Here is a 12,392-nt window from a genome sequence, read left to right on the forward strand (position 1 = left end):
AATTCTGTAAGACTTCTGCTCGTTTTTTGAAAGTGAAATGAAAGATTATCCTGATACAATTTGGATGTAGGTTGAAAAATGACCAAATATATAAACAGGCAAAGAAAGCGTGCTGAAAAGGTACGCTTTACAGAATTGAAAAGGAGGCAACACATGAGTGTGATATTAGAAACCAAGCAGCTTTGTAAGTTTTATGGCGCAGGTGAGAATCAGGTCAAAGCGGTCAATCAGGTGGACATTCAGATTGAGCAGGGAGAATTTGTCGCAATTGTTGGAAAGTCAGGTTCCGGTAAAAGTACATTACTTCATATGCTTGGAGGGCTAGACACCCCGACAAAAGGCAGTGTTACTTTAGCAGGGAAAGATTTATACAGGATGAAGGAAGATGCCCTTGCTGTTTTCCGCAGAAGAAAAATCGGATTTGTTTTTCAGGCATTTAATCTGGTTTCATCTGTTAATGTCTGGGAAAATATTGTACTGCCACTGGGGCTGGATGGAAGAAAAGTGGATGAAGCGTATGTAAATGATATTATTGCAACTCTGGGAATTGAAAAGAGGATTTACAATCTGCCAAATCAGTTATCCGGAGGACAGCAGCAGAGAGTAGCGATTGCAAGAGCACTGGTGAATCGTCCGGAAATTATATTTGCGGATGAGCCGACAGGCAATCTTGATTCTAAGACCAGTGATGAGGTGATTGCCCTGCTTAAGATGACAGCAAAAAAATATGGACAGACAATTGTAATGATTACCCATGATGACGAAATTGCACAGGTCGCTGACCGTATTCTGGTGATTGAGGACGGACAGGTGGTGGATTTCAGATGAAGACAATAAGCAGGATTGCATATAGCAATGACAAAAAGAACAAGACAAGAAGTATACTGATTATGATGTCCATATGTCTGACTACGATGCTGCTTGTGATTATCAGTACTGTGGGAAATGGAATGATACGTTTGCAGAAAAGTCAGGCGGCAGGCTCATATGGAAGCAATTATGGTCTGTTTGTCGCAGCAGATGCCTCGCAGTTAAAGGAAGTAAGCCGCCGTGCAGAAATAGATGCAATAGGAATTATGTGTACAGAAGGCATCATAAAAGGCAATGAAAAAGGCGGGTTTGTCTGCATGGATGAGACTGCAAGAAAAATGCTTCCTTATAATAAAGAATATGAGTTAAAGGAAGGAAAGTATCCGGAAAAAATGCAGGAAATTGCCGCCGGAAGAGCTTTTTTTCGTGCAATGGGATATGATGATGTAAAGGTCGGAGATACGGTTACACTGGATTACCGTGCAGGGATGCGGTCAGAATATAAGCCGGAAGAGTTTGTTGTCAGCGGAATCCTATATGACCGGAATGAGTATACCATCGAGGCATCTTATGTTGCTTTCGGGTCACAGGAGTTTTATGATGAGCACGTCGCAGAGAATGACAGACAGTATAATATCTATTTTACGTTAAACGATTCTGAAAATGTATCTATGAATAATATTGAACCGGTTATAAAGCAGATTGCAGCATCTTGTGGAATCGAAGAAAAAAACGTTATAGTCAATGATCTCTATTTGCAATGGGTCTTGCAGCCGAGTTATGAAACGATTGCGGTATGTGGAATTCTGATTCTTGCAATTGTACTTTTCTCTGTTGTGGTCATTTATAATATTTTTCAGGTCGGTATTGTCAACAAGATACAGGAGTATGGAAAAATCAAGGCTCTGGGAGCGACAAAAAAGCAGATGAAACAACTGATCTTCAGAGAGGGCATTTTTTTGACAATTTTTTCAATACCGGTTGGATTGCTTCTTGGTTTTCTGATTGCAAAATGCGGTTTTAACTGGCTGGTAGAACAGGGAAATCTTGTATCAACCGGAACGGGCTCTATGGGAGTCCAAAATCAGCAGGTGCCACTGTTTTCCCTGCCTGTTATACTTCTATGTATTTTCGTATCATTTCTTACCGTTGCTTTGGCACTGCGCAAACCAATGAAAATTGTTTCACGGATTTCACCTATCGAAGCAACACGGTATTTAGAAAATGCAGAAACACACAAAAAAGGAAAACGAAATGGCAGAAAAAATGTCACCGTGTTTTCTATGGCAATGGCAAATATAACGGGTAATCCAAAAAGAACCATTGGTACCATCCTCACACTGGGGCTTTCCTGCGCATTGTTTGTGATTATCTCTAATTATGTAGGAAATATTGATACGGAGCATGAAGCACGTCTTTCCGTTAATCATGGACAATTTGAACTGCAGCTTGACTATTCTGCTGAGTACGATGAAAGATATCCGGAGAATAATCTGGATACGATTCTGACGGATAATCCATTGAATGATTCAATGATTGAAGAAATCAAAAGCATTCCGGGAGTGACAGATGTCATGACGAGAGAGATTGTCTCTGTAAATCTGAATGGAACAAGATTTCCGGCTACTATTGTGAGTAAAAAGGATTTTGATTTTATGCGCCAAGAAGGGGATATTGGCTCTATGGATTATGATCAGGCGGTAAAGAATGGTGATATTTTCTTTGGCTGGTCAACGTGGATGGAACAAGATGGATATGCTCCGGGTGAATCCATTGCATTTGACTTTGAGAATGGAAGTGGAACCTATACCTATCAGGGAAAGATTGCAGGATCTTTTGTAAGTGCGGACACTTATCTTGTCATTCCGGAAGGTGTATATCGTTCCATGAATCCGAGAGGAACAGCCTATGGCTATCTGTGGGTGGACTGTGATAAAAAAGATGTGGCATCTGTGGAACAGAGTCTGAATACTTTGATTTCTAATACTTCGCATATAAAAATGGATACCTATCATGCACAGTTACAATCTGCAGAATTCGCAGCCCGCATGATGAAGCTCGGCTGTTATCTGTTTATGGCGGTTGTAGGACTCATCGGTTTTATGAATATGGCAAACACCATGATCATGAATATTACGACAAAAAAGCAGGAATATGGTGTATTACAGGCTGTGGGTATGACAAATAAACAATTAAATTTATGTCTGCAGTTACAGGGACTGATTTTTACGGTTGGCACCATATGCGTAGCTTTGATCATTGGTCTGCCGCTTGGCTATGCACTTTTTTCCTATGCAAAACATAATGGAATATTTGGAATGAATATCTATCATGTTCCAATCGTACCAATTCTTATTATGATTTTTTTGGTCGGCCTATTGCAGATTGTACTTTCCTGCGTTTTAAGCAGTAATCTGAAAAAGGAAACACTGGTAGAAAGAATAAGGTATCAGGGATAGCAAGTGATATGTAATGAACTAGGTCTTAACGAAGAGGAGAAATAGATAACTTCCATTTTGTATGTATGATAAATCTAAACAGTATTTTAGCAACATTTCCAACTGGTGTTAAAAGAATAAAGACAATCAATTAACACAAGAGGAGTTTGGCAAATTATTTCATGTTACCAGGCAAACTGTTTCAAATTGGGAAAACGGAAAAAGTTATCCTGATTTGCAAATCCTTGTAAGCATGAGTAATCAATTTAGCTCGCACCCAGTGCTCTTTAAGATAAAGTAGAAATAGTGCAATTTTCACATGATATTATACAAGAATTACATAGAAATATATCGTATTATTGATATAGTATTCTTGAATTGTATGTGAGGAGAAAACTATGGCAGCGGAAAGAAAAACATTAACACAGCTATCTGTGCCAATATGCTTAGAAACTTTATTTTATATGCTTTCAGGTATGGTTGATACGCTTATGCTATCATCTGTAAGTGATCAGGCTGTAGGAGCAGTGGGAACAGCAAATACATATATAAGTGTTTTTATTATTATGTTTGGAGTAATATCATCGGGTATGATAGCCGTTATGTCACAAAATATCGGAGCTGGAAGACCGGGGATAGCATATCAGGCAAGGCAACTTGGACTTATATTCAATGCATTGATAGGTATCATAATGTCTGTCGTTCTTGCTACTTTTTCTGGTGGGATACTTAGAAGCGTAAGTATTGCTCCGGCTTTGCTTGAGCCGGCTGAAATATATCTTAGAATTGTTGGCGGCACATGTTTTTTAAATGCACTGATTCCTATTTTCTCCAGTTATTTGAGAGTGTTTGGATATACAAAACATTCTTTGATAGGAACTGTTGTTGGAAATGTTCTCAATATAATACTTAATTCAGTATTTTTATTTGCATTCAACTGGGGTGTGATGGGAGTTGCTGTTGCCACGGTTATTTCGAGAGTTGTAAATCTTATTATTGTAGCCGGCATGGGGGCTGTACTTATAAAAGCAAAGCAGAGTCCTGAGCGAATTACATCAAGAAAGATATTTGCACAGATTGTTAAGATTGGTTTTCCTTCTGCGCTTGAAACAGCACTTTACAACATCGCAATGACATTTATAGTGCGTTTTATGAATCAGATGGATGTGGATGGAATGAATGTTACAGCGCGTTCATATGCGATACAGATTGCAAATTTCTCGTATTGCGTGGGAGCTGCCCTTGCTCAGGCAAATGCAATTATGACCGGCTGGAGAATTGGAGCAAAAGAGTTTGAGGAATGTAACAGGGGGACGAGAAAAGCTGCGATATATGGTATCATCACAGCGACATGCTTTTCCGTGACCTTTGCATTTGCCGGACATTTTATCGTGCATATATTTACGGATGATATACAGATGATAAATCTTGTGGTAAAGTTGTTAATAGTAGATATATTTCTTGAACTTGGAAGGGTAACAAACCTTGTATATGGTCAGGCGTTAAAAACGAGCGGAGACGCATTTTTTCCGGTTATATTAGGTGCGATATTTATGTATTTGTTTGCAGTTGGCGGAACCTATTTTCTCGGAATACACATGGGACTTCTGGCTGTAGGAGCATATATTGCTATGGCAGGTGACGAATGTGCGAGAGCAGTGGGAATGGTACTTAGATGGAAGAGTGGAAAATGGAAGAGTAAAGGTCTTGTAGAAGTATAGGAGAGAGTATGTACTTTGAATTAAAGGAAAATAAACCACATGGTACAAAGGATGATCCGTTTAGTACATATCATATAAAAAATGAAGGACAATCATTTCAGATACCGGTTCATTGGCATGATGAACTGGAAATTATATATGTAAAAAGCGGTTTTTTGACTGTTAGTATATCAGGAGAAAATTATATTGGAACCCCCGGGGATGCTTTTGTAGTGTCGCCGGGTAATCTGCATTTTATGGGTTCACAGACTGATACAGTGGATTATTTTACTTTCCTTTTTCCGTTAAAATACATATCTTTTTGCATAAATGACATGTTGGATGATAAATTATTGGAGCCGTTAAAAAATGGTCATCTGATGATAAGTCCAAGAGTAAAAGATACAGCAAAAGAACTATGTGAGCAGTTGGTTGAAATATATGTGGCAAAAAATAAGAAAACTGAGTCCATAATAACTGTTCAGATAAAGACAAAAATAATTCTTTTACAGTTTATTCTTGAAATGTGGGAGAAGGGCTTTGTAATTGAAAATGATAAAAGCGGGAGAAATACGATAGAAAAAGAAATGATTTCATATATACAGCAGAATTTTATGGAAAAGATATCATTAAAAGAATTTAGTGAGCAGTTTCATCTTTCGGAAAAATATATATCGCGATATTTTAAGGAACATTTTCATATTACCCTTTCGCAATATATAACACATTTAAGGTTAGAGCATGCAAAACAGCTGTTACAAGATACGGATACTCCTGTTACAGAGATTGCAATGCAGAGTGGATATCAGAATGTAAGCTATTTTATCAGAAGCTTCAAAAAAACATATGGAGTTTCTCCGTTAAAATATAGAAAAAAATAAGCCAGGTATATGGTTAGAAAGGAGAGGATATGCATATCTTACCAGTATTATGGATCTATATTTCAGAAAAATCATTTCCTGGGTACTAAGTGAGACGTTGGAGGCATCTCATGTAGTAAAATGTTCGGTTTTTACAACAGTCTGTTTCGTGTGTAGTTTATCATCGTGATCACAATGAAGGCGTGCCGGGATGTTTCTTTTCGAAAGAAGCAGAAGCAACTTATGATCGCAGTATTAAAGCATTGGCGAAGGATCACGGTATCATTTAATATGTGTTTTAATCTTTATTCCCCCCTGTGTGTATGATAAAATAGTAACAGGAATTTTATCGACAGACAGGGGGAAAAATTATGTCAAAAATTGTGAATGAACCAAAGATCAAAAACAAGTTTGTAGTCAAGATCAGAGAGCTTTTGGAGCACCGTGCGTTCTGACTTTATCTCTTGGTGGATGAGGCAGAAAGCCGGATGTAGTGACGAAGAGATTGCAAGATTGTGTGATATTGCAATGTGTGGAGATCATGGAATCGGAAAATGCTTTGGCACTCGACTATTTCAAAGAGAATCAGATCAGTTTTGAGTGGATCGTGGATGAAGGCGGTGCCGTGATTCGATTCGCTCCAATCGATATAGATAAACAGCAATACGCATCTGTGCACGGAGAAAATGAAAATATATCTGTGGAAAAGATTCATCTGACGGTGGATTTTTATAGAGAATTGATTGGAAAATATAAGTAATAAGTGGAGAGAATATGTTAAATATTATAGAAATCAACAACTTTAACGCATCGGAACTGGACGTCTACGCACGTTATACGGAAGCACAGCTTCTGAATAAAGACCGTCCGGAAGATGGACTTTTTATTGCAGAAAGTCCGAAAGTGATTGGACGGGCGTTGGATGCCGGATATATTCCAATATCTGTTTTGGTTGAAAAGAAGCAGATGGAAGAAAATGAAGAGACGCAGGAAGTTCTTGCAAGATTTGAGAATACAGGTACTTCTATTTTTACAGCAGAGTTTGCTGTCCTTACGCAATTGACAGGATTTAAGCTGACGAGAGGAATGCTTTGTACATTGAAACGCCGACCACTGGAAGATTTCAGGAAACTTTGCGAGGGAAAGAACAGGATTGCCATTCTGGAAGACGTGATGAATCCAACGAATGTCGGAGCAATCTTTCGATCGGCAGCAGCGATGCATATGGATGCAGTGTTACTGACTTCAGGATGCAGCAATCCATTGTATCGAAGAGCATCCAGAGTGAGTATGGGAACGGTGTTTCAGATTCCATGGACATTTATTCAGGATGATAAAGAACGCAGATGCGACAGGAAAGAAATCTGGCCAGTTCAGGCGATCGAGAACTTGAAAGCACTTGGGTATAAGACAGCAGCACTTGCATTGACAGATGATTCCGTAAGTATTGACGATCCGCAACTTATGAGCGAAGAAAAACTGGCAGTGATTCTTGGAACCGAGGGGGACGGACTTATGCAGGAGACAATCAAAGCTTGCGATTATACTGTGAAGATTCCAATGTCACATGGTGTGGATTCTCTGAATGTGGCAGCAGCAAGTGCAGTGGCGTTCTGGCAGTTGAGAAAATAAAAATTTAGCGTAGAGATTCTTGTTTGAGTGCGGACGAAAACTGAAAATATTATTTTAGAAAGTCGCTTGTTAGAAGAATGGTACAGGAACGCCGACTCAGGGTTACGCATACTGTTCATACTAGGAAAAACAACAGACTGCTAAAAGCAAAGAAAGGATTGACAAACTCGCTGCCGCTCAGACAGCTGTCAATCCTTTCTTTAACGCAATCCATTGTTTTTCAAGTATGAGCAAGCATGCTCCACATTCGTCTTCGTCCCTGTACCATCCTTCTAACATGAAACTTCTCGAAGTTCATATTTTCTGTTTTCTGTTTACTGAAAAAGGATCGTTTTCTACGCTAAATTTTATTAAAGTAAATACGCTTAAGAAATGGGAATCATTCTATAGAACATCCGGTACGTCTACTTCTCAAGTAGAGTTCTTCTTTCGAGAGAGCAGAAATCAGATAGCACTGAAAACTTACCGATAGACAGACATTGAGGGATTGATTCAGGTGACTGTTCTGTGTGCTTGGAAAGTCTTGAAAAACGGAAGGTTACGTTAAAGCAATGCGAGGCAATTGTCTGAAGCGGCAGCGAGTTTGCCGAGCATTGCTTTGTTTTTAGTAATCTTTCGTTTTTCTTAGTCTTTCCTGTATACAGAACCCGGAGCCTGCATCAATCCCTCAATGTCTGTCTGTTAGAAGAAACTTTATAAGCGCTATCTGATTTCGTCCGAACTTGAAAAAGAATCCCTACGATAAATCTTTATTTTCCGGCAATTTATAGAGGAAATTCCCTCATCATTTCCCTACAAAAAGAACGATGTTATATAAAATGTTACATTTTTCACAAAAGAAACCTTGCTGGTGTAAAGTTTTTGTAAAACAAGTGTCTTGTCACCTGTAAACGACAGTGTTATAATGGGCAAGAATAAATCAACAGAGCAATAGACATGAAAGTGTGTTACAGCAGAATTTTATGTCAGGAGAGAATAAGAGAGGTACGTGCTATGACGATCAGAGAAGAGATAGAACAGTTAAAGAAAGAAAAAAATGCCGTAATTCTGGCGCATTATTATGTAAGACCGGAAGTTCAGGAAATTGCAGATTATGTAGGAGATTCTTTCTATTTAAGCAAAGTTGCGGTTGGTCTGAAAGAGAAAACAATCGTGTTCTGCGGTGTTTCATTCATGGGCGAGAGTGCAAAGATCCTGAATCCTGAGAAAACAGTGCTTATGCCGGATATGGCAGCAGATTGTCCAATGGCACATATGGCATCTGCGGAGACAATCGAGAAGATTCGTTCAGAGTATGATGATCTTGCAGTTGTCTGCTACATTAATTCAACAGCAGAACTGAAAAGACATTCTGATGTCTGTGTAACTTCATCCAATGCAGTGAAGATTGTAAAAGCACTTCCGAATAAAAATATTTTTTTTATACCGGATCGTAACCTTGCACATTATATTGCAGGATTGGTTCCGGAAAAGAACTTCATATATAATGAAGGCTTCTGTATCGTACACGAATACATGGAGGTTGAAGAGATTCAGGAAGCGAAAGCAGCACATCCGGAAGCAGAGGTTCTTTCTCATCCAGAATGTCCGGCAAAGGTTCTGGAACTTTCTGATTTTGTCGGAAGTACTTCAGAAATTATCGCGCAGGCAGGAAAATCAGATGCGAAAGAATTTATCATCTGTACAGAGAGTGGTGTTTTGTATGAACTTCAGAAGAGAAATCCTGAGAAGAAATTTTACTTTACAGAGACAACGCCGATTTGCAGAAATATGAAGAAGGTTACACTTGAGAAAGTGCTTCATGTATTAAAGACAAGCGAGAATGAAGTTTTTGTAGACGATAAGCTTCGTGAAGAATCTAAGAAACCGTTAGAGAGAATGTTAGAACTGGCCAAGTAAACAGAGGGCAGATAGGATTGACAGCAATCGAAGATCACAGAAAAAAATGAGATCAAAGCGACAGTCGCTGTCGGAATGGAGATATTTATTATGAAAATGGAAGCAGATGTAGTCATTGTCGGAACAGGTGTCGGAGGGCTTTTCAGCGCACTGAGTCTTCCGAGAGATCAGAAGATCATTATGATTACAAAGTCAGATTTAGAGAGCAGTGATTCATTCCTGGCTCAGGGAGGAATCTGCATGCTGCATGACAAAGATGACTATGACAGTTATTTTGAAGATACAATGAAAGCGGGACATTATGAGAACAGAAAAGAATCTGTTGATCTTATGATCCGCAGCTCAAGAGAGATCATTCATGACCTGATTGGCTATGGTGTAGATTTCCAAAAACAGGAGGCAGATGAGTCTGGAAATGAAGCCGCAGACAACGGTGGTGAAAAGGTAGAGATTCAGGATATTTATGCATTTACTCGTGAGGGAGCACATTCACGTCCGAGAATTCTGTTTCATGCAGATATTACAGGAAAAGAAATCACAAGTAAACTGCTTGCACAGGTAAAGCAGCTTTCTAATGTAACATTACTTGAATATACAACGATGACAGATATCATTGTAGAAAATGATGAATGCAAAGGAATCCTTGCACAGGATAAAGACGGAAATGAATTCGAAATCCATGCAGAGAATACAATCTGGGCAAGCGGTGGAATCGGTGGACGCTATAAGCATTCCACAAATTTCCCACATCTGACAGGAGATGCACTTACTATTTCCGAAAAACACGGAATCCGTTTAGAGCATTTAGATTATGTACAGATCCATCCAACAACATTGTATTCCAAGAAACCAGGAAGACGCTTTCTTATTTCAGAGTCTGTCCGTGGAGAAGGTGCAGTTCTTCTTAACAGCAAGAAAGAACGTTTTGTAAATGAACTTCTTCCAAGAGATGTTGTGACTAAGGCAATCAGAGAAGAGATGGAAAAGGAAGGCACAGATCATGTCTGGCTGTCCATGGAAAAACTTGGAAAAGAAACCATCATGGGTCATTTCCCGAACATTTATCAACATTGTCTGGAAGAGGGATATGATGTGACAAAAGAATGTATCCCGGTTGTTCCGGCACAGCATTATTTCATGGGTGGTGTCTGGGTAGATTCAGACAGTAAAACATCCATGGAACATTTATATGCAGTAGGAGAGACAAGCTGTAACGGTGTACATGGTGCGAACCGTCTGGCAAGTAACTCCCTTCTGGAAAGCCTTGTATTTGCCAAACGTGCGGCAAATAAAATCTCAGGTACAGAGAATGAAGTAAAAGTACGTGAATTGGCATAATAATAGTGATATAATATTAATCTATGCTGAAAAAATAAAAGTTAAGAGAAGAGTAGAGAAAGAATATAGAGACAAGGACAGGAGATATAAAGATGAACGAAATTACAATGACACTTCAGGCAGATCATTTGATCCTTGAAGCACTCAAAGAAGATATTTCAAGCGAAGACGTAACAACAAATTCAGTTATGAAAGACTATGTAAAAGGTGAAGTAGAACTGATCTGTAAGCAGGACGGTATAATTGCCGGACTGGAAGTTTACCGCAGAGTATTTGAACTGTTAGATGCAGATACAAAGACAGAACTTTACTGTAAAGACGGAGACGAAGTAAAGAACGGTCAGTTGATGGGAAAAGTAACAGGAGATATCCGCGTACTTCTTTCCGGTGAGCGTGTAGCACTGAACTACCTTCAGAGAATGAGTGGAATCGCAACTTATACACATTCCGTTGCAGGACTTCTTGAAGGAAGCAAAACAAAACTTCTTGATACAAGAAAAACAACACCTAATATGAGAATCTTCGAGAAATATGCAGTTCGTGTTGGTGGCGGTTATAACCACAGATATAATCTTTCTGATGGAGTACTCCTGAAAGACAATCACATCGGAGCTGCAGGAAGCGTAAAGAAAGCTGTCGAGATGGCAAAAGACTACGCACCATTTGTAAGAAAGATCGAAGTAGAAGTTGAGAACCTTGAGATGGTAAAAGAGGCAGTAGAAGCCGGAGCAGATATCATCATGCTCGATAACATGTCAACAGAAGAAATGCAGGAAGCAATCAAGATCATTGACGGAAGAGCGGAGACAGAGTGTTCCGGAAATGTAACAAAAGAGAACATCGGACGCCTGACAGCTCTTGGCGTAGACTATATTTCCAGTGGAGCCCTGACACATTCCGCTCCGATTCTTGATATCTCGATGAAAAATCTTCATGCTGTAGAGTAAAAGTGATATAATTGTTAAAGAACAATTATTAGTATGGATTTCAATTTAGAAAGGAAGAGGCATGATGACAGGACCAGAAAGAAGAACTGCCATTATAAATCAGATAAAGACAAGCTCAGCACCGGTGCCGGGAAAGGCATTGGCTGCACAGTATGAAGTAAGCCGTCAGGTGATCGTGCAGGATATCGCACTCATCCGTGCCGCAGGACATGACATTATATCTACAAACAGAGGATATATTTTGCACGAATCACATTTAGTAGAAAGAATCTTCAAAGTGAAACATACCGATGACCAGGTTGAAGATGAACTCTATACAATCGTCGATCTGGGTGGAAGAGTTCGTAATGTGATGGTGAATCACAGAGTCTACGGTCATATGGAAGCATCACTTAATATTAATTCCAGACGAAATGCAGTAGAGTTCATAGATGACATCCGAAGCGGAAAGTCTACGCCACTGAAAAATATCACATCCGATTACCATTATCATGTAGTAGAAGCGGATAGTGAAAAGACATTGGATATGATTCAAGAAGCACTGGAAGAGAAAGGATTTTTGCTGGAGCAAGAAGAATGGGAGAAAGAGCTTTTTGCAAAGTAAAGATTTATCGTAGGGATTCTTTTTCGAGTGCGGACGAAAACTGAAAATATTATTTTAGAAAGTCGCTTGTTAGAAGAATGGTACAGGAACGCCGACTCAGGGTTACGCATACTGTTCATACTAGGAAAAACAACAGACTGCTAAAAGCAAAGAAAGGATTGACA

General features: G+C 39.2%; 10 protein-coding genes and 1 pseudogene. All 11 read left to right on the forward strand.

Translation table 11 applies throughout. The features are described 5' to 3' along the window. Positions 1-153: 153 nt before the first annotated feature. The 11 genes and pseudogenes from LI126_RS00705 to LI126_RS00755 all read left to right on the forward strand — a co-directional run bounded on the left by LI126_RS00705 (position 154) and on the right by LI126_RS00755 (position 12,228). Entirely contained in the window at positions 154-828 is a 675-nt protein-coding gene (locus LI126_RS00705; protein WP_015520995.1) for an ABC transporter ATP-binding protein, read from the forward strand. Then, a complete protein-coding gene (locus LI126_RS00710) occupies positions 825-3,269 on the forward strand; it encodes an ABC transporter permease (protein WP_227164620.1) in 2,445 nt (814 codons plus the stop codon). The genes LI126_RS00705 and LI126_RS00710 overlap by 4 nt, the downstream gene beginning before the upstream one ends. Positions 3,270-3,408: 139 nt before the next feature. Then, positions 3,409-3,549, forward strand: a pseudogene (locus tag LI126_RS15815) (helix-turn-helix transcriptional regulator); the annotation flags it as partial. Between the two features lie 97 nt (positions 3,550-3,646). Then, entirely contained in the window at positions 3,647-4,969 is a 1,323-nt protein-coding gene (locus LI126_RS00720) for an MATE family efflux transporter (protein ID WP_055166555.1), read from the forward strand. Between the two features lie 8 nt (positions 4,970-4,977). Beyond that, a complete protein-coding gene (locus tag LI126_RS00725; RefSeq protein ID WP_227164621.1) occupies positions 4,978-5,829 on the forward strand; it encodes an AraC family transcriptional regulator in 852 nt (283 codons plus the stop codon). A 472-nt stretch (positions 5,830-6,301) separates the two neighbouring features. Continuing rightward, on the forward strand, positions 6,302-6,568 hold the full coding sequence (locus LI126_RS00730; RefSeq protein ID WP_181968172.1) for a hypothetical protein: 267 nt from the start codon (positions 6,302-6,304) through the stop codon (positions 6,566-6,568). Between the two features lie 14 nt (positions 6,569-6,582). Next, the gene (locus LI126_RS00735; protein ID WP_227164622.1) at positions 6,583-7,440 is read left to right on the forward strand and encodes a TrmH family RNA methyltransferase; all 858 of its coding nucleotides are present in this window, start codon (positions 6,583-6,585) and stop codon (positions 7,438-7,440) included. Between the two features lie 993 nt (positions 7,441-8,433). Next, the gene (nadA, locus tag LI126_RS00740; RefSeq protein WP_227164623.1) at positions 8,434-9,339 is read left to right on the forward strand and encodes a quinolinate synthase NadA; all 906 of its coding nucleotides are present in this window, start codon (positions 8,434-8,436) and stop codon (positions 9,337-9,339) included. Positions 9,340-9,429: 90 nt separating this feature from the next. After that, positions 9,430-10,677 carry an L-aspartate oxidase gene (locus LI126_RS00745; RefSeq protein WP_227164624.1) on the forward strand — a complete coding sequence of 416 codons (1,248 nt, stop codon included), beginning with the start codon at positions 9,430-9,432 and terminating at the stop codon, positions 10,675-10,677. Between the two features lie 92 nt (positions 10,678-10,769). Beyond that, complete coding sequence (gene nadC / locus LI126_RS00750; RefSeq protein WP_015528574.1) at positions 10,770-11,624, forward strand: carboxylating nicotinate-nucleotide diphosphorylase; 855 nt, start codon at positions 10,770-10,772, stop codon at positions 11,622-11,624. A gap of 64 nt (positions 11,625-11,688) precedes the next feature. Beyond that, complete coding sequence (locus LI126_RS00755) at positions 11,689-12,228, forward strand: transcription repressor NadR (RefSeq protein WP_054752814.1); 540 nt, start codon at positions 11,689-11,691, stop codon at positions 12,226-12,228. The last annotated feature ends 164 nt before the right edge of the window (positions 12,229-12,392 follow it).

Origin of the sequence: Mediterraneibacter sp. 210702-DFI.5.30, from assembly GCF_020560115.1 — a bacterium.
GTDB lineage: Bacteria > Bacillota > Clostridia > Lachnospirales > Lachnospiraceae > Mediterraneibacter > Mediterraneibacter faecis.